Annotated in this window: 27 protein-coding genes and 1 pseudogene; 5 read left to right on the top strand and 23 right to left on the bottom strand. The window is 61.1% G+C overall.

Annotated features, from left to right (window positions below):
- Window positions 1-3 precede the first annotated feature (3 nt).
- From ACLGGT_RS17155 to ACLGGT_RS17140, 4 genes are all read right to left on the bottom strand, one after another.
- Window positions 4-1,206 carry a peptidoglycan DD-metalloendopeptidase family protein gene (locus ACLGGT_RS17155; protein ID WP_437196987.1) on the bottom strand — a complete coding sequence of 401 codons (1,203 nt, stop codon included), beginning with the start codon at window positions 1,204-1,206 and terminating at the stop codon, window positions 4-6.
- Window positions 1,207-1,310: 104 nt separating this feature from the next.
- Window positions 1,311-1,970, bottom strand: a complete 660-nt coding sequence (locus ACLGGT_RS17150; RefSeq protein ID WP_081506150.1) for a protein-L-isoaspartate(D-aspartate) O-methyltransferase — start codon at window positions 1,968-1,970, stop codon at window positions 1,311-1,313.
- Window positions 1,967-2,749: a 5'/3'-nucleotidase SurE gene (surE, locus tag ACLGGT_RS17145; RefSeq protein WP_008280934.1), complete on the bottom strand. Its 783-nt coding sequence runs from the start codon at window positions 2,747-2,749 to the stop codon at window positions 1,967-1,969. Before surE ends, ACLGGT_RS17150 begins: the two co-directional genes overlap by 4 nt.
- A 72-nt stretch (window positions 2,750-2,821) precedes the next feature.
- On the bottom strand, window positions 2,822-3,475 hold the full coding sequence (locus tag ACLGGT_RS17140; RefSeq protein WP_437196986.1) for an SDR family NAD(P)-dependent oxidoreductase: 654 nt from the start codon (window positions 3,473-3,475) through the stop codon (window positions 2,822-2,824).
- A gap of 107 nt (window positions 3,476-3,582) precedes the next feature.
- Between ACLGGT_RS17140 and ACLGGT_RS17135 the strand changes: the two genes are divergently transcribed.
- Window positions 3,583-4,152 (top strand): biotin transporter BioY, encoded by a 570-nt coding sequence (locus ACLGGT_RS17135; protein ID WP_008280932.1) that lies wholly within the window; start codon window positions 3,583-3,585, stop codon window positions 4,150-4,152.
- 77 nt (window positions 4,153-4,229) lie between these two features.
- On the opposite strand, the gene ACLGGT_RS17130 is transcribed toward ACLGGT_RS17135, so the two are convergent.
- From ACLGGT_RS17130 to ACLGGT_RS17070, 13 genes are all read right to left on the bottom strand, one after another.
- Window positions 4,230-4,490, bottom strand: a complete 261-nt coding sequence (locus ACLGGT_RS17130; protein ID WP_081506148.1) for a hypothetical protein — start codon at window positions 4,488-4,490, stop codon at window positions 4,230-4,232.
- Between the two features lie 155 nt (window positions 4,491-4,645).
- Window positions 4,646-6,100, bottom strand: a complete 1,455-nt coding sequence (gene purF / locus ACLGGT_RS17125; protein ID WP_037297727.1) for an amidophosphoribosyltransferase — start codon at window positions 6,098-6,100, stop codon at window positions 4,646-4,648.
- A gap of 123 nt (window positions 6,101-6,223) precedes the next feature.
- A complete protein-coding gene (locus tag ACLGGT_RS17120; RefSeq protein ID WP_437196985.1) occupies window positions 6,224-6,673 on the bottom strand; it encodes a DMT family transporter in 450 nt (149 codons plus the stop codon).
- Window positions 6,674-6,676: 3 nt separating this feature from the next.
- Window positions 6,677-7,237, bottom strand: coding sequence for a CvpA family protein (locus tag ACLGGT_RS17115; protein ID WP_008280928.1), 561 nt, complete (start codon window positions 7,235-7,237; stop codon window positions 6,677-6,679).
- A 26-nt stretch (window positions 7,238-7,263) separates the two neighbouring features.
- Window positions 7,264-8,628, bottom strand: coding sequence for a DNA repair protein RadA (gene radA, locus ACLGGT_RS17110; RefSeq protein WP_008280927.1), 1,365 nt, complete (start codon window positions 8,626-8,628; stop codon window positions 7,264-7,266).
- A 55-nt stretch (window positions 8,629-8,683) separates the two neighbouring features.
- Complete coding sequence (locus tag ACLGGT_RS17105) at window positions 8,684-9,448, bottom strand: DNA repair protein (protein WP_219435868.1); 765 nt, start codon at window positions 9,446-9,448, stop codon at window positions 8,684-8,686.
- A 135-nt stretch (window positions 9,449-9,583) separates the two neighbouring features.
- Window positions 9,584-10,045 carry a paraquat-inducible protein A gene (locus tag ACLGGT_RS17100; RefSeq protein WP_437196984.1) on the bottom strand — a complete coding sequence of 154 codons (462 nt, stop codon included), beginning with the start codon at window positions 10,043-10,045 and terminating at the stop codon, window positions 9,584-9,586.
- Between the two features lie 37 nt (window positions 10,046-10,082).
- On the bottom strand, window positions 10,083-10,592 hold the full coding sequence (locus ACLGGT_RS17095; protein WP_437196983.1) for a hypothetical protein: 510 nt from the start codon (window positions 10,590-10,592) through the stop codon (window positions 10,083-10,085).
- Between the two features lie 35 nt (window positions 10,593-10,627).
- Window positions 10,628-11,374: an ABC transporter ATP-binding protein gene (locus ACLGGT_RS17090; RefSeq protein WP_008280924.1), complete on the bottom strand. Its 747-nt coding sequence runs from the start codon at window positions 11,372-11,374 to the stop codon at window positions 10,628-10,630.
- A complete protein-coding gene (locus ACLGGT_RS17085; protein WP_081506143.1) occupies window positions 11,371-12,156 on the bottom strand; it encodes an MlaE family ABC transporter permease in 786 nt (261 codons plus the stop codon). Before ACLGGT_RS17085 ends, ACLGGT_RS17090 begins: the two co-directional genes overlap by 4 nt.
- On the bottom strand, window positions 12,153-13,190 hold the full coding sequence (gene alr / locus ACLGGT_RS17080) for an alanine racemase (protein WP_437196982.1): 1,038 nt from the start codon (window positions 13,188-13,190) through the stop codon (window positions 12,153-12,155). The genes ACLGGT_RS17085 and alr overlap by 4 nt, the downstream gene beginning before the upstream one ends.
- 132 nt (window positions 13,191-13,322) lie before the next feature.
- Window positions 13,323-13,436, bottom strand: coding sequence for an entericidin EcnA/B family protein (locus tag ACLGGT_RS17075; RefSeq protein ID WP_112303172.1), 114 nt, complete (start codon window positions 13,434-13,436; stop codon window positions 13,323-13,325).
- Between the two features lie 44 nt (window positions 13,437-13,480).
- The gene (locus ACLGGT_RS17070) at window positions 13,481-15,304 is read right to left on the bottom strand and encodes an extracellular solute-binding protein (RefSeq protein ID WP_437196981.1); all 1,824 of its coding nucleotides are present in this window, start codon (window positions 15,302-15,304) and stop codon (window positions 13,481-13,483) included.
- Window positions 15,305-15,586: 282 nt separating this feature from the next.
- Between ACLGGT_RS17070 and ACLGGT_RS17065 the strand changes: the two genes are divergently transcribed.
- Entirely contained in the window at window positions 15,587-16,360 is a 774-nt protein-coding gene (locus ACLGGT_RS17065; RefSeq protein WP_037297722.1) for a 3-hydroxybutyrate dehydrogenase, read from the top strand.
- A gap of 130 nt (window positions 16,361-16,490) precedes the next feature.
- Here ACLGGT_RS17065 and ACLGGT_RS17060 read toward each other — a convergent pair whose 3' ends face one another.
- Window positions 16,491-17,186 carry a DUF502 domain-containing protein gene (locus tag ACLGGT_RS17060; protein ID WP_375553614.1) on the bottom strand — a complete coding sequence of 232 codons (696 nt, stop codon included), beginning with the start codon at window positions 17,184-17,186 and terminating at the stop codon, window positions 16,491-16,493.
- Between the two features lie 257 nt (window positions 17,187-17,443).
- Here ACLGGT_RS17060 and rpsB point away from each other — a divergent pair, with 257 nt between their 5' ends.
- Window positions 17,444-18,208 (top strand): 30S ribosomal protein S2, encoded by a 765-nt coding sequence (rpsB, locus tag ACLGGT_RS17055; RefSeq protein WP_437196980.1) that lies wholly within the window; start codon window positions 17,444-17,446, stop codon window positions 18,206-18,208.
- 77 nt (window positions 18,209-18,285) lie between these two features.
- Window positions 18,286-19,158 carry a translation elongation factor Ts gene (gene tsf, locus ACLGGT_RS17050; protein ID WP_437196979.1) on the top strand — a complete coding sequence of 291 codons (873 nt, stop codon included), beginning with the start codon at window positions 18,286-18,288 and terminating at the stop codon, window positions 19,156-19,158.
- A 376-nt stretch (window positions 19,159-19,534) separates the two neighbouring features.
- On the opposite strand, the gene ACLGGT_RS17045 is transcribed toward tsf, so the two are convergent.
- The 5 genes from ACLGGT_RS17045 to ACLGGT_RS17025 all read right to left on the bottom strand — a co-directional run bounded on the left by ACLGGT_RS17045 (window position 19,535) and on the right by ACLGGT_RS17025 (window position 24,964).
- Window positions 19,535-20,290, bottom strand: coding sequence for a LuxR family transcriptional regulator (locus tag ACLGGT_RS17045; protein ID WP_008280915.1), 756 nt, complete (start codon window positions 20,288-20,290; stop codon window positions 19,535-19,537).
- Window positions 20,287-20,730, bottom strand: a complete 444-nt coding sequence (gene aroQ / locus ACLGGT_RS17040; RefSeq protein WP_437196978.1) for a type II 3-dehydroquinate dehydratase — start codon at window positions 20,728-20,730, stop codon at window positions 20,287-20,289. The genes ACLGGT_RS17045 and aroQ overlap by 4 nt, the downstream gene beginning before the upstream one ends.
- A 249-nt stretch (window positions 20,731-20,979) precedes the next feature.
- Window positions 20,980-22,386, bottom strand: a complete 1,407-nt coding sequence (locus tag ACLGGT_RS17035) for an MATE family efflux transporter (protein ID WP_081506138.1) — start codon at window positions 22,384-22,386, stop codon at window positions 20,980-20,982.
- Window positions 22,387-22,477: 91 nt separating this feature from the next.
- Window positions 22,478-23,737: an NAD(P)/FAD-dependent oxidoreductase gene (locus ACLGGT_RS17030; protein ID WP_437196977.1), complete on the bottom strand. Its 1,260-nt coding sequence runs from the start codon at window positions 23,735-23,737 to the stop codon at window positions 22,478-22,480.
- 3 nt (window positions 23,738-23,740) lie between these two features.
- Entirely contained in the window at window positions 23,741-24,964 is a 1,224-nt protein-coding gene (locus ACLGGT_RS17025; protein ID WP_437196976.1) for an acyl-CoA dehydrogenase, read from the bottom strand.
- 103 nt (window positions 24,965-25,067) lie between these two features.
- Between ACLGGT_RS17025 and ACLGGT_RS17020 the strand changes: the two are divergent.
- A pseudogene (locus ACLGGT_RS17020) lies at window positions 25,068-25,978 on the top strand (LysR substrate-binding domain-containing protein).
- Window positions 25,979-25,981: the final 3 nt, after the last annotated feature.

Below are 25,981 nucleotides of genomic sequence, written 5' to 3'. Positions count from 1 at the left end.
CAGTTAGCCCCCGAGAAAGCCCATCGGATCGACGCTGTCGAACCCGTCGCGCACCTCGAAATGCAGGGCTGGGGTGCCGGTGCGACGGATCTCGGCCAGCTTTTGGCCGCGTGTCACGCTATCGCCTTTCTTGACGGTCAGACCTTCGACATTGGAATAGACGGTCAAGAGCGAGCCTGCGTGTTTGACCACGATGATCGGGATGCCGTTGGTATCCTCGGTGATGGCGGCGACGGTGCCCGCATCAGCGGCCACGACCGGTGCGCCGGGGGCGGCGGAGATGTCGATGCCATCATTGCGGCCCTTGGCATATTCACGGATGATATCGCCCTTGACCGGGAAGGCCATGCGCGCGCTCGTGGTCTTGGTTTCGGTCTTGCCCAGATCGGGGGCGGCGATTCTTTCGACCGGCGCGGCCTTGGGGGTTGTGACCTCGTCGGGCAGCGGTTTGGAGGCGCTTGGCGGGGTCGGGGTGGGCGTGCCTGCGCCGGGGGGCGTGACGGCGACCACATCCGCCTCGTCAAAGGGTTCGGTTTTCTCGCCCGGAAGCGCCACCGGGATCAGCAGGAATTGCCCCTCGCGCACCGCGAAATCCGGGCCTAGCCCGTTCCAATCGGCCAAGCTGCGGATCGAGACATTGTAGAGCCGGGCGATGGAAAAGGCGGTTTCGCCGCGCTCGACCTTGTGGCGCACGGGTTCTGCGCCGACCTGCGCCGGGGCTGTGGCGGTGCCGGGCGTTGCGGGGGGCAAGGCGGTGGCGGTCACAGTCTGGGAATCCGCGCGGCGGATCGCACCATCGGCGATGCTGCCGATGTCGACGCCCGAGGGCGATTGGATCGGGCCGCCCAAGGGTTCGGCGACGCGACCGGGCAGGGCGATGATTTCGCCTTTGCGCAGGGGATCGCCGGTCTGCACGCCGTTGAAGCGGGCAATCTCTCCGGGGTCGGCCCCGATGCGGCGGGCAAGGCTGCCGACGGTATCGCCACGCTCGGCCACGGCGACCTGATAGCCGGGGTAAGAGATGATGCCGCGCGCATCCGGTTGTGGGCGCGGGGCGGTGGCATTACGTGCCGCCTCGGCGGTGCTGGGGGCATTGCCAAAAGCGCCGCGCATGTCGAGATCCAGCGGCTTGTCACAGGCCGCCAGAGCGAAGGCCATCGTCGCCAGAAGCGGTGCGGAGCGGGAAAATTTACGCATCTCGATCATCCTCTTGAGTGGTCCCTTGTTGGCCGGGGCCTTGGGTTTACTGTTACTTTACGACGCCGTGGGTCACCGTATTCAGGTGTCATTGTGTTCAGTTGTCACCGTGGTCACCCATCGCGGCCCAGCCCCTCGACCAGAGGGACAAAGCGCACGGGGCGCAATTCGTCATAGTCAAACCCGGATTCGTGCCGGGTTACGCGGATCAGCCGCTGCACGGCATCGGACTGGCCCACGGGCACAACCATGATACCCCCGATCTTGAGCTGGGCCAATAGGGGGCCGGGCGGGTCTTCGGCGGCAGCCGTAACGATTATACGATCAAAGGGGGCCTGATCGGGCAAGCCAAAGCTGCCATCGGCGGTGAGCGCGGTGATATTCGTCAGATCGAGGGCGCGAAAAATCTCGGACGCCTCTGTGACCAGACGTTTGTGACGGTCCACGGTATAGACACGGCGGGCCAACTGGCTGAGGATCGCGGCCTGATAGCCCGATCCGGTGCCCACTTCGAGCACCTTGTCGCGGTTCGTGACCTTGAGGGCCTGCGTCATCAGCCCCACCACAGAGGGTTGGCTGATGGTCTGGCCACAGGCGATGGGCAGCGGCATATCCTCATAGGCGCGCTCTGCGAAGTAGCCCCGGATAAAGGGGCCACGGTCGATCTGCTCCATCGCGGTCAGAACCCGCGCATCGGTCACGCCCTTGGAGCGCAGGGCAAAGAGAAACTGCATCTTGCGTTCGGCGCTGCTGTGATCCTCGTCGTCGGTCATTCGATCGCCTTGAGCGCCTCCAGCGCGTCATGGGCGGTAAGATCCGCGCGCATCGGGGTGACGGATATATAGCCTTGCAGGTTCACATCGGCATCTGATCCGGGGCTGGTGGGCTCGTTCTGGGGCGCGCCCGTGACCCAGAGAAAGCGCCGACCGGATGGGGCGACATGCGGTTCGACGCCAAAGCCCATGTCCCGGCGGAACCCTTGGTGTGCGGCGCGGATGCCCTTGACCCCGGAGGCAGGAAAGGGCGGAAAGTTGATGTTGTAGAAGATGCCGTAATCGTCACGTGTCCAGACGCCTTTATCCAGCAGGCGCTTTAATGTGGGCAGGCCGTGCACGCGCGCCGCCTCGAATGTGTCGTCGAGATCGCGATTGGCGGGGCCGTAATATTGGCTGAGGGCCACGGCGGGCACGCCTTGCAACGCGGCCTCCATCGCGGCACCGACGGTGCCAGAATAGACGGCGTTTTCTGCGGCGTTGTTGCCGCGATTGACGCCCGAGAGCACAAGATCGGGGCGGGCGTCCTTCATCACGTCATGCAGACCTGCGAGAACGCAATCAGCGGGGCTGCCTTCGGCGGCGTAGCGACGCTCTGCCATTTTCGAGATCATCATCGGGCGCGTATAAGAGATGCAATGCCCGACGCCCGATTGTTCAAAGGCGGGGGCCACTGTCCAGACTTCGCCATCTGGACCGGCGAGCGCGTTGGCGATTTCGTCAAGGACAGCCAGACCGGGGGCGTTGATGCCGTCGTCATTGGTGATGAGAATACGCATGTGCCTGCCCTTTGTTTTGTCTGGTCTCTGTCTAACGGGCGCGGGCGCGGGCGGCAAGCATGGGACGCCGGATCAGGACAAGGCCGCCATCAGGCGCGCCGCCTCGTCCCGCGGAGAGGCGAGACCCTCGCGGTCTTCACCGGGGTGAAAGCGGGCGCGGGTGGCGGTTGGCATGGGGGCCGGGCCCAAGATATGCACGCGCGGGCCGGTTTTGGCGGTTTCTGCCTGCCAAGAGCGCGCGAGCGCGATTTGTGCGGCTTTTGTTGCGCCATAGGCGCCATAGAATTTTTCGCCTGCGCGGGGATCGTCAAAAAACACAGCCTGGCCGTCTGTGCCCAGAAGCGGCGCGATGAAAGGGATCAGGATGCCGGTGGCGGTGACGTTGCAGGCCACGGATTTGGCCCAATCCCCCTCAGAGAGATGCGCGACCGGGGTCAAGGGGGCGGCATGCACCGCGGCGTGAACCCATGTTGCAACAGCGCCCCAGCGGTCGTAGATCGAGCGGCACAGCTGCGCCATGGCCCCGGTATTGGTGATGTCCATTGGGGCCAGCGTCGCCTGACCGCCTGCGGCCTGAATGCGGTCATCCAGTTCCTCAAGCGCGCCAGTGGTGCGGGCGACCGCGACGACGTGATGGGTTTTGGCCAAGGCTTCGGCCATGGCGGCCCCAAGGCCGCGCGAGGCGCCGGTGACAAGGGCGATCGGGAGGGGTGTGCTTGTGTCCATATAAGGGAAATCCCACCAGTTGCGGGGCAATTCAAGGGCAATCGCTTGACTTTCTCGCGCATGCAGCGAAAAAGTCGTGCCAGAGACATAACAGAGGGACGCGAACCATGCGCGATACAGTTTTGACCAAGGCCGTGATCGGTCACGACACAGTGCTCCGGAAGGTGGGGCTGGTTCTAGGCGGCTCTTTCCTGATTGCTGTGGCGGCACAGATCAGTGTGCCGTTCTATCCGGTGCCGCTCACACTTCAGACGCTGGCGATCCTGATGGTCGGTTTGACCTTTGGCTCGCGTCTGGGTGCGCTGACGCTGCTGGCCTATCTGGCTGAGGGCGCGATGGGCCTGCCGGTGTTTGCAGGTGGCTTGAACGGTGTGGCGTTGATGGGGCCGACCGCCGGTTTCCTTTTTGGGTTTGTCGCCATGGCCTATCTGGCCGGTCTTGCGGTCGAGCGTGGTCTGGCGCGCGGCGTCGTATCCACGGCGCTCTGTGGCATGGGCATTTCGGCGCTGCTTTATATTCCGGGGCTTGCATGGCCTGCGGCGATGCTGGGCAAGAGCGCGGATGCGCTGTGGTCGGGGTGGATGGCACCCTTCCTGCTGGGCGATGCGGTCAAGGCTGTGATTGCGGCGATGATCGTGACCGGGGCAACCGTGCTGATCCGCGCGCGCAAGGGCTGAGCCACGCGCCAAGCGTACAACGTCAAAGAAACGCCGCCTCTGCAAAAGGGGCGGCGTTTTTCTTTGGGTGCATAGGATCAGGAGGCGGGCAGACTGAGGCGTTCGCTGCGGCCTGCGCGGGCGAGGATCACGACCCCTTCGCCAATGGCGGCGACGGTCGCGCTGCCAAGGTCTGTGCCGACCTCGACGGTGTGGACCGCGCCCCTTACGCGCAACAGCGCACGGGCATGGGACGGGCCGTGCAATGTGCCCAGCAGAACAAGCCCGGCATCGGGCAGAGCGCCGCGCAGGGTTGCGGCCTCTAATGTGGCGGGAGGAGTTTCTGTTTGATCTGTCACCCTGTGCCTCTTTCGTAAGATGCTTTGGGGGCATCTAGACAGGGCAGGGGGCAGGGAGAAGGGGGGCGTGCACGCATCGGCAAGGAGTTGCCGCAACGCAGCATTTCACGCGCAACTATCCGCTCAGCCGGGTTTCAGGGCTGAGCGGAGCGGTGTTATTCGGCGGCTTTCAGCGCGAAGCCTTTTTCGATCATGTCGGATGGGGCCACCGGGTATTCGCCCGAGAAGCAGGCATCGCAATATTGCGGGCATTTGGCATTACGCCCGCCCGCTTCGCCCACGGCGCGATAGAGACCGTCGAGCGAGATGAACTTGAGGCTGTCCACCTGCAAGTGATCGCGCATCTCATCCTCGGACATGGTGGCGGCGAGCAGTTTTTCCCGCTGCGGTGTGTCGACCCCGTAAAAGCACGGCCAAGCCGTGGGCGGCGACGCGATCCGGAAATGCACCTCGGCGGCTCCGGCATCAAGGATCATCTCTTTGATCTTGCGGCTGGTGGTGCCGCGCACCACGCTGTCATCCACGAGGATGACGCGCTTGCCCTCGATCAGGGCGCGGTTCACGTTGAGTTTGAGGCGCACGCCCATGTTGCGGATCTGTTCGGTGGGTTCGATAAATGTCCGGCCCATGTATTGGTTTCGGATGATCCCCATTGCAAAGGGAATGCCCGATTCGTGGCTATAGCCGATGGCTGCAGGCGTGCCGCTATCGGGGACGGGGCAGACCAGATCGGCATCAACCGGGGCTTCACGCGCCAGTTCCACCCCGATTTGATGGCGGGTTTCATAAACAGAGCGGCCACCGATAATGGAATCGGGGCGCGAGAAATAGACATGTTCGAAGATACAGAAGCGCGAGGATTGGCGGCGGAAGGGAAAATGGCTTTCGACGCCGCTTTTGGCGGAAATCACCACCATTTCGCCGGGCTCGATCTCGCGCACGAAGGTGGCACCGATGATGTCGAGCGCGCAGGTTTCCGAGCTGAGCACCCAGCCTTCGCCCAGTTGACCCAAGACCAGCGGGCGCACGCCCAAGGGATCGCGCACGCCGATCAGTTTCGAGCGGGTCATCGCAACAACGGAAAACGCCCCCTCGACCCGGCGCAGCGCATCTTCCATCCGTTCGGGGATGTTGCGTTGCAGCGAGCGGGCCATGAGGTGAATGATACATTCCGTGTCCGAACCGGACTGAAAGATCGAGCCGCGTTCGATCAGTTCCTTGCGCAGCGCGATGGCGTTGGTGATGTTGCCATTATGGGCAATCGCCGCCCCGCCCATGGAAAACTCGCCAAAGAAGGGCTGCACATCGCGGATGGCGGCCCCTTTGGCCCCGGCGGTGGAATAGCGCACATGGCCGATAGCCAGCGGGCCGGGCAGGGTTTCCATCAGCGATTGGCTGGTGAAGTTGTCGCGCACATAGCCAAAGCGGCGCACGGAATTGAAACCTTGGTCGGGGCAATGGCTGACAATGCCGCCAGCCTCTTGGCCACGATGTTGCAGGGCATGCAGGCCGAGGGCTACGAAATTGGCTGCGTCGGTCAGACCGATCACGCCAAATATTCCGCATTCCTCCTTCAGCTTGTCATCGTCGAAGGGGTGGGCGGGGGGCATATGTTTGGGCAAAGCGGGCAGCTCCGAATCCATGGATATCGCTTGGGCGTGTCATACGCGCTCAGGCGACGCATGTCACGAAACTATCACAGATAACGTGGGGATGCGATGGGGGCCGCCGCGTCAGAACCGGGAAAGAATAACGCCGGTTCCCACCAAGAGGGCGGCGGTGAGCCGTGTCCAGGAGAGATCGCGCGCCGCGATGCCAAAGGCACCGATGTAATCGAGCACCATGGACCCCACCGTTTGGCCAAGAATGAGCGCTGCCGTGGTAGTAAGCACGCCCAGAACCGGCACGCTCCAGAGGGAGGCCCAGACAAAGAAGGCCCCAAGCAGGCCCCCTAGCAAAAGCCAGCGTGGCGCTAGGGCCGCGCGACCAAAAGCGGCGCTATCCCCCGATAGCGCAACCAAGAGCACCAGTGCCACAAAGCCCACGCCAAAGGAGACAGCCGCCGCCGCGACCGAGCTTTCGATGCTGCGTCCGAGGGCCGAATTGAGCGGAGCCTGAATGGCCACGGCAAGCCCGGCCACGGCCATGAAGAAAAGGGCGAGAACGGGGCTCTGCGGGAGCATGGGTTACTGCGGTGCCTCGCATTTGGCGATCAGCTGTTCGTATTGCCGGGTGATCCAGCCTAAGGCCTCATCGGGGTTGCGGTCTTCGATCTTGCCGGTCAGTTGCGAGAAGACACGGGCCGAGCGGCTGTCGTCGATGATCTGGATGGATTGCGAGGATATCACCGTCTGATAGACGAAATAGGCGATGGCAATCAGCAGCACGCCGCGCGCCACGCCAAAGACAAAGCCAAGCCCCTGATCCAATCCGCCCAGAACCGAGCGTTGCACCAGAGACGAAAAGAGCGGTGTGATCAAAGAGGCAATGATCAGGCCCACGGCAAAGACCACCGCGAAGGCCCCGATCATCGAAAGTTCGCAGCTATCGGCGATGAATTCGCCGATCACGGGGATTTCCTTGACCAGCGGTTCCACCTGCGGGGCGAAGATAAAGGCGAGAATGCCCGCCACGACCCAGCCTGCGATGGCCAGAGATTCGCGCACAAAGCCGCGCGAATAGGCGAGCAGTGCCGAGAGCACGATGAACAGCGCCACAACGCCGTCGATGATGGTAAAACCTTCCATATGCCTCTTCCTGTCTCGATAGACGCCTAACCCGCGCCGAAAATGTCACCCACGAATGTGGTCAGATCGCCCATATGGGTGAGTTTGAGACCACTGTCGCCCGTCGTCTTGCCACCCGACGGGGTAATCGCGGCTGTGAAACCAAGTTTTTGCGCCTCTTTCAACCTGTTTTCGGTCTGACCCACCGGGCGCAGCGCGCCAGAGAGGCTGATTTCGCCGAAAACTACGGTTTCTGCGGGGAGGGCGGTATCCTCACGCGCGCTTAAAAGAGCGGCGGCAACGGCCAAATCGGCGGCGGGTTCGCTGATCTTGAGACCACCGGCGACGTTGAGATAGACATCAAGCCCTGCAAAGGGGATGCCGCAGCGCGCCTCGAGCACGGCGAGAATCATCGCAAGCCGCGCGCCGTCCCATCCCACAACCGCGCGGCGCGGTTGGGCATGGGGCGTAGGGGCAACAAGCGCCTGCATCTCGACAAGCAGGGGGCGCGTGCCCTCGATGCCGGAAAACACGACCGAGCCGGGGGTCGGCGCGCCGCGCCCCGAGAGAAAGAGGGCAGAGGGGTTGGCCACCTCGGCCAGCCCTGCGCCCGTCATCTCGAACACGCCAATCTCGTCCGCCGGGCCAAAGCGGTTCTTGACCGACCGCAGGATGCGGAATTGATGGCCGCGCTCGCCCTCGAAATAGAGCACGCAATCGACCATGTGTTCGACCACGCGGGGCCCAGCGATCTGGCCGTCCTTGGTGACATGGCCGACAAGGATCACGGAGGTGCCAAAGCGTTTGGCAAAGCTGGTCAGTTCATGGGCTGCGGCGCGCACCTGGCTGACGCTGCCGGGGGCGGCCTCGACCGTGTCGGACCAGACGGTCTGGATCGAGTCGATGATCACGAGATCCGGCTTTTCGGATTCCATCGTGGTCAGGATGTCGCGCAGCGATGTGGCGGCGGCAAGTTTGACAGGGGCCTCGCCCAAGCCCAAGCGCTGCGCCCGCATACGGACCTGGGCGCTGGCCTCTTCGCCGGAGATGTAGAAAGTCTTGAGGCCCGCGCCCGCAAAGCGCGCGGCGGCCTGCAAGAGTAGTGTGGATTTGCCGATCCCCGGATCGCCGCCCACCAGAATGGCACTGGAGGGTACAAGGCCGCCGCCCAAAACGCGGTCTAATTCGCCGATGCCAGAGAGGGTGCGGGGCGGCGGCGCCTCTTCGGTTGAAAGGTCGGTGAGGATGAGGGGCGTGCCGCGTTTGCCGCCCAGCGTCTTGCCTTTGGGGCCGGTCGAAAGCGGCGCTTCCTCGATAATGCTGTTCCATTCGCCGCAGGCGTCGCAACGCCCCGACCAGCGGTTGTGAACCGCGCCGCAGGCCGTGCAGGTGAAGGTGCCGGGTTTTGCCATACCCGCCTGATGCCCCAAGCGGCGGGCGCGGTCAAATGCGAAACCTCAGAGATGGTTATTCGGCGGCCTTTTGGGTGATGTCGATCACGGTGCCGTCATGGCGCAACATATCCTCAAGCCCCAGTTCTGGCAGCACGTCGCGCAGGTCGTCGCGCAGGCGTTGCAGTTGGCTTGCGGCGACGCTTTCCTCTAACTCGACCTCGTGGGACCAGTGTTTGAGTTCGCGGGTGATCTGCTTGGCCTGATCGAGCCGGGCATTGAAGGCCTCGACCTCTTGCTGGCGCTGCGTGAGGAAGTTTCGGGCGCGGGCGATACGGTCGTCGGAATAGACCTGCGCCAATTCCCGGCTGATATGGGACATTTGCGCCGCGACCTCTAAAAGGTCCGGTTCCAGCGTGCCCAGATCAGGGTGGTCACGCAAGTAGGCGAGGCGTTCGCGCACCGCGTCGAATTCGGACGAGAGGCGGAATAGACCGGCGCGATCCGCCGCATGGGCCGCGTGATAGGCGCGGGCCACGTCCTGCATGCCGATGTTGAACCGCCGGTGCGAGGTTTCCAGCGCCATGATGCGGGCATTGGCAGGCAGAAAGACGCAGAGCAGCACCGCCAGAACAGTCAGGCCGATCTGGGTGATCTGGCCTGCGTTATCGTAAAGCGTGCCGCCAAAAGCGACGCTGAACTGGAGCCAAGGCAAAGCCCCGATGCTGGCGGCGATGGTCGCGGCGCTGAGACAAAGAGCGCAGAGCAGAAAGGTGATAAAGGCCAGACGTTGCAAAATGGAATGGGTTAAGAGTGCAGCAGATTTCAAAGTGGCGGTCATGACTTCCCCCTGAAAGATCATATCCAATATCGGCAAGTTTACGCCGATTGCCCAAAAGGCATAGCGTTAAATCCATCACCCCGGAGTCAAGTTTAGCGGAGTGTGGCGTGACTGCCCCGCAATTGTTGCGTGAAATCAGACAGTATCCGGGGAGTTGGGGGGATTGTGGCGGTGCCTGAGGCTGATCGCGAGAGAGGCGAGGATGCAGGCGGTAAAGAGATAGAGACCCCAGGCCACCTCGACCCGCGCGAGGCCGACACCTTTGACCACGATGATATAGAGCGCGATGAGGAAAATATCGGCCATGGCGAGTTTGCCCAAGAGATGCAGCGCGGGTAGGGCGCGCGGCGAGAGAAGACCAAAATCGAGAAGGGCCAAGCCGATGGTCTTGAGATAGGGGGCGAAGAGGGCAAAGACCGTGACCAGAAGAGCCAAGTAGACATCGCTCTGCCAGAGCGCTTGCAGGCCGGAGATGATGCTGATTTCGGAGAGACCAAAGAGCGGTAGGTCAATCCCTGCGCGCAAGAGGGGGGCGAACCACGCGAGGGGGAAGAGAAGGAGGAGGGAGAGGTTGGCGAGGACTGTGGGTCTATACAACAATGCTATGCACCTAGCCAATTCTAAGCCAATGTTATTAGGCCAGTTCATCCATATCGTTGAGTATAAAACGAAGGCCAACTATTAGTATGTCATGTGAGTAGCGGCGAAAGAAATCATGTTTCGGCGGATATCTGGTTTTGAATGCGTCTCCGTTTAGCCTGTCTCTGAAGTAGTTTTCGGCCATTGTGAAAAAGTGTAGCTTGAAGGAATAAAAATCTTCAGCACCTCTTCCCAGCTTTGTGAGGTGCTTGAGATGATTTTTCGGAATTATTATCGATCTAAGCTCTTGTTTCTGAGCAACATAATCTTCTGTCAAGGTGAGTATATCGCTCTTTTTACTTAGTGCTAAGGCTGCCGCGCCCAAGTTGTGATTGAATGCCTTTACGTCCTCCTCTTCCATGTAGCGAAGCAATTGAGCTTTCAGAGCAAGCTCAGTGGCATGTCCAAGCAATTGGGTAATCGGTCCAACGAATAAGAATTCTGTGGTAGAGTGCAGGTCACTCGCAATAACGGTTTCCGCTGCTGATAAATATACCTCGGACATCTGTGAGTATGATTTGACCCGATCTTTTAGAGTAATCACCGCACCGCCTCGATCGGTCCCTCGGCGCGGCCGTGGATGAACTGGTCAAGGTAGGGATCGCCGGAATGGTCCATCTCGGACACCGGGCCGGTCCATTTGATCACGCCGTCATGCAGCATGGCGACATTGTCGGCGATGGCGCGCACGGATGTCATATCGTGGGTGATGGTCATGGCGGTGGCGCCCATTTCGGTGACGATTTCGCGGATCAGGTCGTTGATCACGCCGGCCATGATGGGATCGAGGCCTGTGGTGGGTTCGTCAAAGAAGATGATTTCGGGTTCGGCGGCGATGGCGCGGGCGAGGCCCACACGCTTTTGCATGCCACCCGAAAGCTCGGCGGGGAATTTATCGGCGACGTCGGGTTTTAGGCCAACGCGGCGCAGTTTCTCGATGGCGATTTCGCGGGCCTCGGACAGGGGCCGTTTGAGGGAGCCGCGCAGCAAACGGAAGGCGACGTTTTGCCAGACGGGCAGCGAGTCAAAGAGCGCGCCGCCCTGAAAGAGCATGCCGAAGCGGGCGAGAAAAGCGTCGCGGTCGCCCTTGGTCACGTCTTGGCCGTCGAGGGTGATGGTGCCGCTGTCGGGGCGGATGAGGCCGAGAATACATTTCAGCGCCACGGATTTGCCGGTGCCTGAGCCGCCGATGATGACAAGCGAGGTGGCAGAGGGAATAGTCAGATCAACGCCGCGCAGGACGCGGTTGGAACCAAAGGCTTTGTGGACGTTGTGAAGCTCTATCATGACGCGAAAAACAGTTCTGTCAGGAGGTAGTTGGAGGCGAGGATCAGCACGCTTGCTGCCACAACCGCCGATTTGGTGGCGCGGCCCACGCCCTGCGCGCCGCGGCCCGAGTTCATGCCATAGTAGCAGCCCATCAGCGCCACGATAAAGCCGAAGGCCGCGCCCTTGATCAGGCCCGAGACCACATCCCAGGTTTCCAGAAAATCAATCGTGTTGTGCAGATAGGTGGCGGCGGAAAAATCGAGCCGCCCCACGCCCACAAGAAACCCGCCCATGATGCCCAGCACGTCGCCCACGCCCACAAGAACCGGAACGGCCAGCGTCGCGGCCAGAACGCGGGGCAGGGTGAGGTATTTCATCGGGTTGGTGGAGAGGGTGGTGAGCGCGTCGATCTGCTCTGTCACCTTCATCGTGCCAATCTCGGCGGCAATTGAGGAGGCGACGCGCGCCGCCACCATGAGGCCGCCCAACACGGGGCCAAGTTCACGGGTGAGGCCGATGGCGACAATCGAGGGCACCACGGTTTCAGCGTTGAAGCGCGCGCCGCCCGCGTAAATCTGAAGCGCCAGCGCGCCGCCGGTAAAGAGCGCGGTCATGCCCACCACCGGCAGCGAGAGCCAGCCAATCTGCACCAGCGCATGCAGGAATTCGCGAAAGTAGAAGGGTGGGCGCGCCAATTGGCTGATCGTATCGGCCGCAAAGAGCGCGATGCGCCCAATGGCGGCCAGACCTGCCAGCACGGTGCGGCCAATAGAGGCCAGAAAACCAAGAATAAAACTCATCCGCCGATATAGCGCCGCGTATAGCGCGCCCCCAGTGAGGTCAGGATTTCATAACCGATCGTGCCTGCGTTATCGGCCAGTGTGTCGATGGTCTGATGTGGCCCGAGAAGTTGCAGGCTGGCGGGATCCTGGCCGAGATCGGTGATGTCGACGCAGATCAGGTCCATAGAGATGCGGCCCGCGATGGGGCAGGGGGTGTCATCCGCCCAAAGGCTGGTCTTGGGTCCCATGGCCCGCAGGATGCCATCGGCATAGCCTGCCGCAACGGTGGCGATGCGGGTGGGGCGGGTGGCGGTGAAGCTGTTGGCATAGCCCACCGTTTCGCCGGGCAAAAGATCGCGGCATTGGATCACGGGGATGTCGAGGGTCACAACAGGGTGTGCTGCGTCGAACGGACGCCCGCCGTAAACGCCGATGCCGGGACGGGCGAGATCAAAATGATAGGCTGCATCAAGCAGGATGCCGCCGGTATTGGCAAAGCTGCGCGGCACGTCGAGCCCATCTGTCATCTCGCGGAAGGTGGCAAGCTGTTGCGGATTCATGGCGTGATCGGGTTCATCGGCGCAGGCGAGGTGCGACATGATGAGGGTTGGATTTTGCGCGAGCGCAATCTGGCGCAGGGCGGCCCATTCGGCAGGCTCCATGCCCAGACGGTTCATGCCGCTATCAAGCTGGATGCCAAACGGGTGCCCCGGCAGTGCCTCTGCATGGCGGATCATCTGATCGAGGGAATTGATCATCGGAATGAGCTTATGCGCGCGGAGCATCTCGGCATCGCCGGGCATATGGCCGGAAAACACATAGATTGCCGGGGCCGCGCCCAGCATCTCGCGCAAGGGTGCGCCCTCTTCGGCGATGGCGACGAAGAAATGCCGCGCGCCAGCGCGCGCGAGGGTTGGGGCCACGCGGGCGGCACCAAGGCCATAGGCATCAGCCTTGACCACGGCAGCGGTTTCGCTGGTGTTCATAGCATCCAGCGCGCGCCAGTTGGCCACGATGGCGTCTAGGTCGATGGTCAGGGTTGCGGTGCTCATGGGGCGGGTTTTGACAGGATGGGCGGGGGCGTCAAGGGGAAAGGCATGGACACCTCCGGATCATAGGAAAACCTGCCCGCACCCAAGAGGGAGCAGGCGATAAAACGCTTGGGCAAAGGCGCGCCGAGTGGATCAGAACCAGCTCTGAACGCCGCGTGCCGCCCCGGATATATCCCGTCCTACACCATCAATCGTGGCGCATCCGGCCAGCGACGCGAGAAGGGCGAGCGCAATCAGTTTTCGCATGGGTTTGCCTGTCATTTGCCTATGTCTGCTGCGATTTTTTATTATTAGTCTTGTAACCACCATACCTCGGGGAGGAATCCAATGCCATCCCCATAGATCGGCAGCCGTTCCGAAGGGTATGTCAACTGTGACTTATGCGCAATACGACCCACGCTATATTGATGGATCGGGATCACGTAACGCCCTGCTGTCAGCACCCGGTCAAGCGCGCGGGTGGCGGCGACAAACTCGGTGCGGTCACGGGCCGTCAGCATGGCGCGGATCATCGCCTCGGCGGCGGGGGATTTCATGCCCATCAGGTTACGGCTACCGGGTTGGTCGGCATACTCGGCCCCCCAATAGAAGGTCTGTTCATTGCCGGGGCTGAGCGAGAGCGAGCGGCGCATCATGGTGAGGTCAAAATCAAACTGGGCCTCACGCTCGGCATATTGCGCCTTGTCGGTCATCTCGAGCTTGAGGGTGATGCCCAGACGTTCAAGCGCGCGGGCGTAGATATCCATCATGGCGCTGGCCTGTGCCATGAGGCCATCCTGTTGCAACAGAACAGTGAGGGTGAGCGGTTGGCCCGCTGCGTTGACAAGCTGCCCATTCTCGACCCGCCAGCCCGCCTCTTGCAGGAGGTCGGCGGCGCGGCGCAGATTGCCACGGTTGCGCGCGGTGCCATCGCCCACCGGCAGGCTGTACCCCTCTAGCGTGCCGGGCGGGAGCGTATCGGCGAAAGGCTCCAGCAGGGCGCGGACGCGGCCCGTCGCGGGGCCATGATCCATGCCGAGTTCCGAGCCCGAAAAATAAGAGGTGATGCGCGGCTGTCGCCCGCCAGTCAGGGTGTCGTTGATATATTCGAAGTTGAAGGCGGTGATCAGCGCCTCGCGCACGCGCCAATCATCCAGCGGCGCGCGGCGGGTGTTCATCACAAAGCCGGTCATGCCCGAAGGTTTGCCATGGGGAATTTCGCTTAAGGTAATGTCGCCGCGCTGAACGGCGGGGAAATCATATTGGCTGGCCCAAGCCTCGGCGTTGAATTCGCGCACATAGCTGACCAGCCCCGCCTTGAACGCCTCTTTCAGCACGGTGTCATCGCCGTAGAATTCGATGCGGATTTCGTCGAAATTATGGGTGCCGCGCCGCAGGGGCAGGGCGCGGCCCCAATAGTCTGGGTTGCGCTTCAGGGTGACGTGGCGATTGACCTCGTAATCGCTGACCACATAGGGGCCGGTGCCGAGGGGGATGTCCTCGATCCCGGCTTCTGTGATGTCGCGCCCCTGCCATTGCGATTTTTTCAGGATCGGGCGCAGGCCGGCCAGAAGCGCCAATTCGCGATCCTCTTCGGAGAAGGTCAGGCGCACAGAGCGCGGGCCGGTTTGCGCGATGCTGGCGACCTTGGTCCAGAAACCGCGATAGCGCGGGTGGCCTGCGGTGCCCAAAGTCTCGTAGGACCAGATCACATCCTCGATGGTCACGGGCGCGCCATCCGAGAATCGGGCCTCGGGGCGCAGAGTGAATTCGACCCATGTGCGGTCTTCATCCGTCTCGACCGATTCGGCCAAAAGGCCATAAAGTGTGAAGGGCTCATCCCAAGAGCGGCCCATCAGCGTCTCATGGGTGAGGTCAGCCAATTGCCAAGGCGGGGTGCCGCGCAGGATGAAGGGGTTGAGCGAATCAAAGCCGCCGACATTGCCGGTGACGACCCGGCCACCCTTGGGCGCGTCGGGGTTGGCATAGGGCAGGGACACAAAATCAGGTGGCAGCGCCGGGGCCCCATACATAGCTATGCCATGCGCGGGGGCGGCAAGCCCCGGACCACCCGCCCAGACCAAGAGCATCGCGGTCAGTCCGGCCCGGATATGGCGGAATAAATCTGATCTCATTTCAGCGACAATCCCTTGATGCCCTTGTTTCCTTGGGTCGGACCCTAAAGAGGGATTCAAGGCTTTTCAAACTTTTAGCTTGGACTGCGGCGCAGGATTGCTTATAAAGGGGGCACTGCTCGATAGGTTTCTTGCCTGTATGAAACCTGCCTCAATAACTTAACGCCCGCTTCGTGCGGGCGTTTTTTTTGCGCCTGTCTGGCAGGCAGTATGGCTATTCCCCGTGCAATTTGCAGATGCAGCATATATGCTGCGCACGCAATGTTTATTGGGAGAAACCGCATGACTGTTAAAGGCAAGACCGCCGTCATCACCGGCTCGAATTCCGGCATCGGACTTGGCATCGCCGAAGAACTGGCGCGGGCCGGGGTCAATGTGGTGCTCAACTCTTTTACCGATTCGGAAGAGGATCATGCGCTGGCCGCGAGAATCGCCAAGGAGACGGGTGTTGAGGTGCGCTATATTCAGGCGGATATGTCCAAGGGCGATCAATGCCGGGCGCTGATCGAAAAGGCGGGGCGTTGCGATATTCTGGTCAACAACGCCGGTATTCAGCATGTCGCGCCGATTGACGCGTTTCCGAGCGAGAAATGGGACGCGATCATCGCGATCAATCTGAATTCCGCGTTTCACACCACGGCCGCTGCGCTGCCGATGATGCGCAAGGCGGGCTGGGGCCGGGTGATCAATATCGCAAGCGCCCATGGTCTGACGGCAAGCCCCTATAAATCTGCCTATGTGGCGGCCAAACATGGCATCGTGGGCCTGACCAAGGTTACGGCGCTGGAAACCGCGAAAGAGCCGATCACGGCCAATGCGATCTGTCCGGGCTATGTGCTGACGCCGCTGGTCGAGGCGCAGATCCCCGATACGATGGAGAAATACGGCATGGGGCGGGAAGAGGTGATCGAGAAGGTCATGTTGGAGCGGCAACCGTCCAAGGAATTCGCCACAACCGAGCAGTTGGGCGGCACGGCGCTGTTTCTATGCTCGGATGCGGCGGCGCAGATCACTGGCACCACGATCAGTGTTGATGGGGGGTGGACCGCGCTCTGAGGGGAGAGGCCGGGGGCGCGGCCCCCGGACCCCCGAGGTATTTTGGGCCAGATGAAACAAAGTCTGGCGCTCTGTTGCATGACAGGGCCGCATGGGATGGCGCGCGGGATGTCTGGGGCAAATGCCCCCCCTAATCCTCTGATTTTTTGCGCATTTCCTCGGCTTTCTTCTGATCCGGATAGACCAGACCGGCGGAAATCACCAGTTTGGCGGCGTCTTCGATGCTCATATCCAGTTCGATCACATCCTCGCGCGGGAAATAGAGCAGAAAGCCTGAGGTGGGGTTGGGCGTGGTCGGGACGAAGACACTGAGCACCGCGCCGTCTGTCCGGGCCTTTTGGTTGATCTCGCCGCGCGCCTCGGTCGAGATAAAGCCGATGGCCCAGATCCCCTTGCGCGGATATTCGACCAAGCAGGCCTTTTCGAAGCTGCGTTCGGATTGGGCAAAGACCGTTTCGGCAATCTGTTTGACGCCAGAATAGATCGAGCGCACCACCGGCATACGGTTGACAAGAGATTCCGCGAAGAGGATCAGGGACCGCCCGATCAGCCCCTTGGCCACCCAGCCCACGAGCACGGTGAAGATCAGAAAGATGATCACCCCGACACCGCGCAGGTTGATGCCGATATATTGTTCGGGCTGATACTGTGCGGGGATGAGCGGCAGGACAAACCCATCGACCCAGCCGATCAATGTCCACATCAACCAGACGGTCAGGCCCACAGGGGCAATGACCACAAGCCCGGTGAGAAAGGACGCGCGCAGGCCGCCGAAGCGTTTTGGTTTGCGCGGCGGAGGGGGCAGATCGTCAAAGGGAGTGTTCATCACGGTTCCATCCTGCGGATCACGCGGATATCTAGGCACAATGGACCCCGCTCACAATGGGGCATAGGGCCCTGTTGGCGACGTCGCTCAAAATACCTGAGCGGGGCTTGTATAGGGGCCAGAGGGCAGGTATACGCGCGCCACTGTAACCCGCAGGCATGGGCGGGCTGTTGGGGGAGACATCCCCAACCGTCCACCGGTTGAAGCATCCGCTTCTCTTCCCATGTCGAGGCGAAAACCGGAAAAGGAACTTTGTAATGGCTCTTCCCGAGTTCACGATGCGTCAGTTGTTGGAAGCTGGCGTTCACTTTGGTCACCAGACGCAGCGTTGGAATCCCCGCATGGGCGAATTCATTTATGGCGCGCGCAATGGCATCCATATCATGGACCTCACCCAGACCGTGCCGCTGCTTGATGCCGCGCTGCATGCCATCCGTGAGACCGTGGCCAAGAACGGCCGCATCCTGTTTGTCGGCACCAAGCGTCAGGCCGCACAGCCGATCGCCGAAGGCGCAGAGAAATGCGCCCAGTATTACATGAACCACCGTTGGCTGGGCGGCACGCTGACCAACTGGCAGACCGTGTCCAAGTCGATCCAGCGTCTCAAGCAGATCGACGAGATGATGGAGCATGGGGCAGAGGGCCTGACCAAGAAAGAGCGTCTGGGCATCGAGCGCGACCAGATCAAGCTTCAGGCCAGCCTGGGCGGGATCCGCGAAATGGGCGGCGTGCCGGACATGTTGTTCGTGATCGACGTCAAGAAAGAGGCGCTTGCCGTGGCCGAAGCCAACAAGCTGGGCATTCCGGTTGTGGGCATCGTGGACACCAATTGCTCGCCTGCGGGCATTGATTACATCATCCCCGGCAACGATGACGCCGCACGTGCCATTGCGCTTTACTGCGATCTGGTCAGCCGTGCCGCGCTTGACGGTATGTCGGCACAGTTGGGTGCTGCGGGCGTTGACATGGGCGCGTTGGAAAACCTGCCGGTCGAAGAAGCGCTGGCCGAAGCCGAGAGCTGAGGCACCGTCATCAAACTGACATGGGGGCAGGGGTATTCCCGCCCCCAATCCCGAGACCGAATTTGAGGAGAGCCGAGATGGCGATCACTGCTGCAATGGTAAAAGAACTGCGCGAGAGCACAGGCGCAGGCATGATGGACGCAAAGAAAGCGTTGACTGAGACAGATGGCGATATGGAAGCGGCGGTTGACTGGCTGCGCACCAAGGGTCTGGCCAAGGCCGCCAAGAAATCCGGACGCACCGCTGCCGAGGGTCTGGTTGCGGTCAAGGTTGCGAATGGCGTTGGTGTCGCGGTTGAGATCAACTCCGAAACCGATTTCGTCGCCAAGAACGCCGATTTCCAGGGCATGGTTGCCGCGATCGCCGAGGCTGCCGTTGGCGTGGCTGACGTGGACGCGCTGAAGGCTGCAACCGTGAACGGTAAGGCTGTTGCCGATCTCGTGACCGACAAGATCGCCACCATTGGCGAGAACATGGCGCTGCGCCGCATGGCCCGCGTTGAGGGTGACGGCGTGGTCGCCTATGTCCACAATGCCGCCGCTGAGGGCATGGGCAAGATTGGCGTTCTCGTGGCGTTCAAGGGCGATGAGAGCTTTGCCCGTCAGGTGGCCATGCATGTTGCCGCGACCAATCCCGCCGCGTTGAACGAGGCGGTTCTGGACCCGGCGATTGTTGAAAAAGAGCGTCAGGTGCAGATCGACATTGCGCGCGAATCCGGCAAGCCGGACGCGGTGATCGAAAAGATGATCGTGGGCCGGATGGCCAAGTTCATGGCCGAAGTCACGTTGATGGGTCAGGCGTTTGTGATGAACCCCGATCTGACGGTCGAGGCTGCGGCCAAGGAAGCCGGCACCGAGATCTCCGCATTCGTGCGGTTGGAAGTCGGCGAAGGCATCGAGAAGAAAGAAGAGGACTTTGCCGCAGAGGTGGCCAAGGTCGCTCAGGGCTGATCCGCCCGACTGATCACCCAGACAGGGCGTCCCGGTGGGGCGCCCTTTTTTATTGTCTGCGCTTTGGGCCTGAGGCTTAAATGAAAAAACGGTGCCTTCCTTGCGGAGGGCACCGTTTCTTGATCGGCGCGTCTATTGGGGATGAAACACCGATCAGGTAGCGCCGACCGTCAGTCCCGATAAATAAGAACCAACGGCCGACATCCGGATTAGCCGGAGTGAGAAACACCGCCTGTCAATTGATCAAACGATCCTGCCCACATTTGTTCCCAGGCAAAATAGCCACCACTCACGGAACGATCTGATCATGCTACGTAACGTCAACTTGCGAAAGTAAGGAAATCCATACCATCGCTTACAGGCTTCATTTTATTGACTATTTTTCAATAAAAAAGATCTGGTTCTGGAAGGCCGCCTTGAGCACCGCCTGTGCCGTGGTTTCAACAGACAGCGCCTGTCGCGCGAGGCGCAGGTGCTTTTCAACCGTGGCCGGGGTCAGGCCCATGATGGTGGCGGTGTCTTGGATCGTCTTGCCGTCGCCAACCCAGCCCAACACTTGGCGCTGTCGTAGGGTCAGGGCGCGGCCCGGTGCGCAATAGGGCAGCGAGAGAATGCGCAGATGTGCGACATTGTTGAGGGCAAGGATCTGCTCGCCGCACCGTTCCCAGAGGTCGTCCACCTCTGACTGAGTTACGCCCTTTCGCGCCGTGAGGGCAATCGCGCCTTTGGTGCGCGGGCTGAACGATTTGAAACTGATGGAATAGCCTGCCGTCACACCATGGGCATGGTTGAACTCGACGACCCGGCGTTCCTGGGGGGTGAGGGTGCCGCTGTCGGTCATGTGGCGCAGCACAGACCAAGAGCAGGCGCCTTCATTTTCAAGCGCCCAACGCACCATGGGCGCGTTGAAATAGAGACCTTCACCCACAAAGACATTCGTGTAGCAGGGATCGTGATTTGTCAGCATCAGGAAATCGTCGGGATCGCCGAGCGATGTTGCGGTGCGATACCGTGTGTAGCCATAGATCAGCCGGTCAAAGCCATACTCTGCCATGAACTGGGTATGATGATCCCACAGTTCCTCAATCGTGGCGGCATTGAGCAGGGTGTTGACCCTCGCGGCTTCGATCATCCGGCGCGCTCCAGATGGCCGAGCATTGCGTCAAGCGCCAGAACATAGCCTTGCGCGCCAAAGCCGCAGATCACCCCAACGGCGACGCGGGCAATGTAGGACTGATGGCGAAACGCCTCGCGCGCATGCACATTCGACAGATGCAGTTCGATGGTCGGAATGGTGACCGAACTGATGGCATCCATCAGCGCCACAGAGGTATGGGTATAGGCACCGGCGTTCAGAATGATGCCGTCATAGGTGCCACGTGCCGCGTGAATCTGATCGAGCAGCGCGCCTTCGTGATTGCTCTGGAAAAAAGCAAGAGTGACGCCGCGCTGACGGGCGGCATCCTGACACATGGTTTCGATATCAGCGAGGGTGGTGTGCCCGTAAACCTCGGGCTGCCGTGTGCCCAAAAGATTAAGATTGGGTCCGTTCAGAAAGAGAAGTGCGGTCATGGTAAAACTCCTGCAATCTTCTCTTAAACCGCGAATCCGTTCCGAGTCGAGGCCTGCGTGGTCGTACCGCGCGCATCTGCAGGGTGATGTGTATTCTGATCACTGTTGCTGCAAGGAGTCTCACATCAAGAGTAAGGTGTAAGATGTTGGTTTTAAGTGTTTTACGGCGAGCGTTGTATGCTGTGACGCGGTTTTCGTGATCTAAATTAATTACATAATACTGATTATGCGAAATAAAGATATAGATCTTCAGGACCGGCTGCACCGGTTCATCACCACCTGCATGCGTTGGTCGGGGCATGAGAAATGCCCCAACAAAGGATCCTTACACGGTGCTTCGATCACGCGCAGGCTGAGCCATGTGGCGACACCGGCAAAGACCACCCCGCCAAGCGCCTGACCCAAAAGAACCCCCGGCGCGCCCCAGATCATCCCGAAGGCCACCGCAAAGGGCCAAATCCCCAGCGTGTTGCGCGCCCAGTTGATCCATGTCGAATAGCCCGGATGGCCAAGGTTGTTGAACGAGGCATTGGCAATGAAGATCGCCCCGTTGAAAAAGGACGCAAGCGCCAGCGGGCCGAGATAGAGGTAGAGCAAGCTGCGCATCTGTCCTGTGGCGTCAAAAAGATCAGCAATCGGCCCGCGAAGCACAAAGAGCAGCGCCGACATTGTGAGAACGTAGAGAGCCAGAAACTTGAGCCCGTCAAAGAAGGTCTCTTGCACCCGGTCTAGCCGCCCTGCCCCAAAATTCTGGCCAAAAATCGGCCCAATGGCCCCAGAGAGCGCCAGAACCACCGAAAAAACAACGGGCACCAGCCGATTGATCACCGCCATGCCGGCCACAGCATCTGCGCCATATTTGGCCATTTCCCGCGTCACGATAGCGGCACCGACGGGGGTTGCGACGGTTGCCAGCATCGCGGGCGCGGCAATCTTGATCGCGCCGCCGCAATCGCGCGCCACGCAGGCGAAATGTGGTTTGGCAAAGGCCTGATAGCGCGAGATGGCATAGCCCAAGGCCAATGCCATGGTCGCGATACGCGCAAAAACCGTTGCCACTGCCGCCCCTTCGAGGCCCATGTTGAGGCTGAAGATCAGGATGGGATCAAGCACAAGGTTAACGCCAGCGCCCAAGAGCGCGGGATACATCGCCCCACGCGCATCGCCATAGGCACGCAACACTGCCACGGCAACCATCGAGAGGCCCGAAACAAAGGTAGAGGGCAGAATGATCCACAGATAGGTCGCCGCCATGTCGCGCATCGCGCCGTCTGCGCCCACCAATCCGAGGATTTCATTGACAAAAGGCAGGGCCAAAAGGGGCACAAGCAGACCCACCGCCACAGCAAATACCGCCGTTGCGCTGGCTGCTTCGCGTGCGGCGGCGCGGTCTTTGCGCCCCTCGGCCTGTGCAACAAGCGCCCCTGCGGCGATGGAGAGGCCGATGTTGATGGCGCTTGCGAAGAACATGATCGTGCTGGCATAGCCCGCGGCGGCCGCCAATTCCTCGCGGCCGAGCATGGCAATGAACAAAATATCAATAAGATCAACGGCAAAGATAGCCATCAAGCCGATGCTTGAGGTGAAGGACATCACCGAGATATGCCGAAAAAGATTGCCTTGGGTAAAGCTGCCGCCGGTGTCGGTGAGGGCCATGTTCTGCTCCTGTTAACTTACCGGTGACCACATATACCCTAAGCAAAGGGGTGCAATTGGCACGCGTTCAACACTTAGTGTGCAAATCTGCTCAGCCGCGGGCCGCCACCGCATGAACCAGCCGCGCGCCGGTCTCGTAATAGAGCGATTTGAGGGTGACGAACTGCTCTGCATGGCTTTCGACCACGGGAACAGGAAGGCCGCTGTGATCGCCAGACAAGAGCGCCAGCGCGGCGGCACGGCCAAAGACGGTGCCGGGGCCGATGCCCCGCCCGGAATAGCCAAAGATCGCCAGAGCGCCCGGCCCCATGCGCTGAATCCGGGGCAAATGGTCGTGGGTCATGGCGATGCGACCGGCCCATGCGTGTTGAATTTCCACACCAGACAGACGCGGGAAAAGCTGTGTCAGCTTGCGCCGCGCCCAATTGGCATGAACGGTCACATCCCCCCCCATGCCCCCCAGTATAACGCGCCCTGCCCCGTCGCGGCGCACGGACGTCATCACGAGGCCCGTATCCCAGCACCCCTCGCCACCTGCCAGAATATCGCCCGCCAGATTGTCGCCGATGGGGGCAGTCGCCAGCTGGAAATACTCGACTATCGGCACATCGGGGCGCGAGACATGGGTGACGGGGCGGTGATAGGCATTGGTGGCGATCAGCAGATGCCGCGCCCGGAGTTTGCCGCCGGGGGTGGTGATGATCCACTGGCCGCTGCGATGTTCGGCGGCGGTGACAGGGGTTTGCTCACAGATCAAGGCGCCTGCGTCATGGGCGGCGCGGGCCAAGCCGCGCGCATAGGAGAGCGGCTGAATCGTGCCCGCGCGCGCATCGTGCAATGCGCCATAAAACCTATCCGCGCCCGTGCGTTGCGCGGTGCTGTTCATGTCAATCAGGCGCACAGGCGCGCCGCGTGCGGCCAATTGCGCGTGGCGCGATTGCAGGTCTGCCATAGCCTTGGGCGCGTGGGCCAGATGCAGGGTGCCGTTGCGGGTGGCCTCGCAGGCGATGCCATGCTGTGCGATCAGGTCAAAGACCAGCGATGGGGCCTCGGCGAGAACCGCGTTAAGATGTTCGCCCGGCCCAGGCCCGAGGATTTTGCACACATCATCGGGTGGCAGCCAAAGCCCGGCGTTGACAAGGCCCACGTTGCGGCCAGAGCCGCCCTCGCCCACGGTTTCGGCCTCGAGCACGGCGACATCAGCCCCCTGCCCGGCCGCATGCAGCGCCGCCGACAGGCCCGTAAACCCCGCGCCGATGATGGCCAGATCCACGATGCGTTCACCGCGCAGGGGCTGTGCGGTGAAGGTTTCAGCGGCACTTGCGCGCCAGAGGTTGCCAAGGCCCGGCATGGATCAAAAGAAGGCCTGAAGCCCGGTCTGTGCCCGGCCAAGGATCAGGGCATGCACATCATGCGTGCCCTCGTAGGTGTTGACCGTTTCAAGGTTGACCATATGGCGGATGACCTGAAACTCCTCGGAAATGCCGTTGCCGCCGTGCATGTCGCGGGCATGGCGGGCTATTTCGAGCGCCTTGCCGCAATTGTTGCGCTTGATCATCGAGATCATTTCGGGTGCGGCATTGGCCTCGTCCATCAGGCGACCGACGCGCAGCGCCGCTTGCAGGCCGAGGGTGATTTCGGTTTGCATATTGGCCAGTTTCAACTGGAAAAGCTGGGTTTGCGCCAAGGGGCGGTTGAACTGCTTGCGATCCAGCCCGTATTGCCGAGAGGCGTGCCAGCAGAATTCGGCGGACCCCATAACGCCCCATGCGATGCCATAGCGGGCGCGGTTGAGACATCCAAAGGGGCCTTTAAGCCCTTGAACATTCGGTAAAAGAGCGGATTCCGGCACCTCGACGTTATCCATCACGATCTCGCCGGTGACAGAGGCGCGCAAGGAGAGTTTGCCGCCCACTTTGGGCGCGCTGAGACCCTTCATGCCCTTTTCGAGGATGAAGCCACGGATTTTGCCATCATGCGCCTCGGATTTGGCCCAGACAACAAAGACATCCGCGATGGGGCTGTTGGAAATCCACATCTTGCTGCCGGTCAGGCGATAGCCGCTTGTTGTGCGCACGGCGCGGGTTTTCATGCCGGCAGGATCGCTGCCTGCATCTGGCTCTGTCAGGCCAAAGCAACCGATCAGATCACCACTGGCCAGACCGGGCAGATATTTGCGCCGCTGTTCCTCGGAGCCATAGGCATAGATCGGATACATCACGAGCGAGGATTGCACGCTCATCATCGACCGATAGCCCGAGTCCACCCGCTCGATTTCGCGGGCGACGAGGCCATAGGTGACATAGTTCGCACCCAGCCCGCCGTATTCCTCGGGGATGGTGGTGCCCAAGAGGCCCATTTGGCCCATTTCCTTGAAGATATCGGGGTCAACGCGTTCTTCGCGGTAGGCGGCGATGACGCGCGGTTGCAAAACTTCCTGCGCAAAGGTGCGGGCGCTTGCCGCGATCATGCGCTCTTCTTCGGAGAGTTGATCATTGAGGCGAAAGGGATCGGCCCAATCAAAACTGTTGAGATCCGGGGCATCCTTGGCGCGCAGGGTTGGAGTATTGGCGTTCATGGCGGGCTCCTGTCACTGAATTTGCTAGTTGGGCACAGGTTACACTGGCAAAACGCCGATGAATAACGATAAATTCACATGGACATATGAGTAAACCGCAAGAATGACCCTGCCCCGCCGCTTTCTTCCGTCGATTGCCTCGTTGCGTGCGCTAGAGGCGCTGGACCGTTTGGGCAGCGCCACAGCGGCGGCGGCGGAACTGTCGCAAACGCAAAGTGCGGTCAGCAGGCAATTGAAAACATTGGAGGATCAACTTGGCGTGGGGTTGGTCGTGCGGCAAGGGCGTGGCATTCACCTGACGCCGGAAGCCGCCGATTATGCCGATAAAATCCGGGGCGCGCTGCAACAGATTGCGCAAGCGTCGCTCAAGCTGACGACGGACCCGGCGGGCGGGAGTCTGAGCCTTGCGATTCTGCCGACATTCGGGATGCGCTGGCTTGTGCCGCGATTGGCCGAGTTTGCGCGGCTTTATCCCGAGGTGACGATCAACCTGTCAACACGGTTGAAGCCGTTTAACTTTGTCACGGAACCCTTCGATGCGGCCATACATTTTGGCAAGCACGATTGGCTGGGCACCGAAGCGCTCCGGCTGCGGACCGAGCGTGTGGTGGCGGTGGCAACGCCAGAATTCTTGGCGGCGCATGCGCCAATCGAACGCGCGGCAGACCTGATGCGCCTGCCGCTCTTGCAGATTGAGACGCGCCCCGGTGCCTGGCCTGCGTGGTTCGAAGCGCAGGGCGTGACCGGAGCCAAGGTGAGTGGCACCATCTATGACCAATTTTCAACCATCACGCAGGCGGCGTTGCATGGATTGGGGGTCGCTCTTTTGCCGGATTATCTGGCAGAGCAGGATCTGGCGACGGGCCGATTTAGATCAGCTTGGGGGACAAGACGCTGATTTCCGGGGCTTACTATCTTGTTTGGCCCGTCCAGAATGCGCGCGATCCGGCGCTCTGCAAGTTCCGCGATTGGCTGGCGGGACAGGCCGAGGATGAAGACCTGCTGCCGCGCTGACGG

Source organism: Roseovarius sp. MS2 (assembly GCF_051447875.1).
Taxonomy (GTDB): domain Bacteria; phylum Pseudomonadota; class Alphaproteobacteria; order Rhodobacterales; family Rhodobacteraceae; genus Roseovarius; species Roseovarius mucosus_A.
This window is presented reverse-complemented; position numbering and strand designations above follow the sequence as displayed.

Bases quoted from the DNA above. Each gene is read 5' to 3' on its own strand.
- purF (WP_037297727.1), bottom strand. From the start codon at position 6,100: ATGCCCCCCGCCCACCCCTTCGACGATGACAAGCTGAAGGAGGAATGC.
- radA (WP_008280927.1), bottom strand. From the start codon at position 8,628: ATGGCAAAACCCGGCACCTTCACCTGCACGGCCTGCGGCGCGGTTCAC.
- ACLGGT_RS17115 (WP_008280928.1), bottom strand. From the start codon at position 7,237: ATGGAAGGTTTTACCATCATCGACGGCGTTGTGGCGCTGTTCATCGTG.
- rpsB (WP_437196980.1), top strand. From the start codon at position 17,444: ATGGCTCTTCCCGAGTTCACGATGCGTCAGTTGTTGGAAGCTGGCGTT.
- ACLGGT_RS17150 (WP_081506150.1), bottom strand. From the start codon at position 1,970: ATGACCGACGACGAGGATCACAGCAGCGCCGAACGCAAGATGCAGTTT.
- ACLGGT_RS17070 (WP_437196981.1), bottom strand. From the start codon at position 15,304: ATGAGATCAGATTTATTCCGCCATATCCGGGCCGGACTGACCGCGATG.
- ACLGGT_RS17155 (WP_437196987.1), bottom strand. From the start codon at position 1,206: ATGATCGAGATGCGTAAATTTTCCCGCTCCGCACCGCTTCTGGCGACG.
- ACLGGT_RS17075 (WP_112303172.1), bottom strand. From the start codon at position 13,436: ATGCGAAAACTGATTGCGCTCGCCCTTCTCGCGTCGCTGGCCGGATGC.
- surE (WP_008280934.1), bottom strand. From the start codon at position 2,749: ATGCGTATTCTCATCACCAATGACGACGGCATCAACGCCCCCGGTCTG.
- ACLGGT_RS17060 (WP_375553614.1), bottom strand. From the start codon at position 17,186: ATGAACACTCCCTTTGACGATCTGCCCCCTCCGCCGCGCAAACCAAAA.
- ACLGGT_RS17085 (WP_081506143.1), bottom strand. From the start codon at position 12,156: ATGAGTTTTATTCTTGGTTTTCTGGCCTCTATTGGCCGCACCGTGCTG.
- ACLGGT_RS17140 (WP_437196986.1), bottom strand. From the start codon at position 3,475: ATGGACACAAGCACACCCCTCCCGATCGCCCTTGTCACCGGCGCCTCG.
- ACLGGT_RS17135 (WP_008280932.1), top strand. From the start codon at position 3,583: ATGCGCGATACAGTTTTGACCAAGGCCGTGATCGGTCACGACACAGTG.
- ACLGGT_RS17090 (WP_008280924.1), bottom strand. From the start codon at position 11,374: ATGATAGAGCTTCACAACGTCCACAAAGCCTTTGGTTCCAACCGCGTC.
- ACLGGT_RS17120 (WP_437196985.1), bottom strand. From the start codon at position 6,673: ATGCTCCCGCAGAGCCCCGTTCTCGCCCTTTTCTTCATGGCCGTGGCC.
- ACLGGT_RS17045 (WP_008280915.1), bottom strand. From the start codon at position 20,290: ATGATCGAAGCCGCGAGGGTCAACACCCTGCTCAATGCCGCCACGATT.
- ACLGGT_RS17095 (WP_437196983.1), bottom strand. From the start codon at position 10,592: ATGTCCGAGGTATATTTATCAGCAGCGGAAACCGTTATTGCGAGTGAC.
- aroQ (WP_437196978.1), bottom strand. From the start codon at position 20,730: ATGACCGCACTTCTCTTTCTGAACGGACCCAATCTTAATCTTTTGGGC.
- alr (WP_437196982.1), bottom strand. From the start codon at position 13,190: ATGAGCACCGCAACCCTGACCATCGACCTAGACGCCATCGTGGCCAAC.
- ACLGGT_RS17105 (WP_219435868.1), bottom strand. From the start codon at position 9,448: ATGACCGCCACTTTGAAATCTGCTGCACTCTTAACCCATTCCATTTTG.
- tsf (WP_437196979.1), top strand. From the start codon at position 18,286: ATGGCGATCACTGCTGCAATGGTAAAAGAACTGCGCGAGAGCACAGGC.
- ACLGGT_RS17025 (WP_437196976.1), bottom strand. From the start codon at position 24,964: ATGAACGCCAATACTCCAACCCTGCGCGCCAAGGATGCCCCGGATCTC.
- ACLGGT_RS17030 (WP_437196977.1), bottom strand. From the start codon at position 23,737: ATGCCGGGCCTTGGCAACCTCTGGCGCGCAAGTGCCGCTGAAACCTTC.
- ACLGGT_RS17065 (WP_037297722.1), top strand. From the start codon at position 15,587: ATGACTGTTAAAGGCAAGACCGCCGTCATCACCGGCTCGAATTCCGGC.
- ACLGGT_RS17035 (WP_081506138.1), bottom strand. From the start codon at position 22,386: ATGGCCCTCACCGACACCGGCGGCAGCTTTACCCAAGGCAATCTTTTT.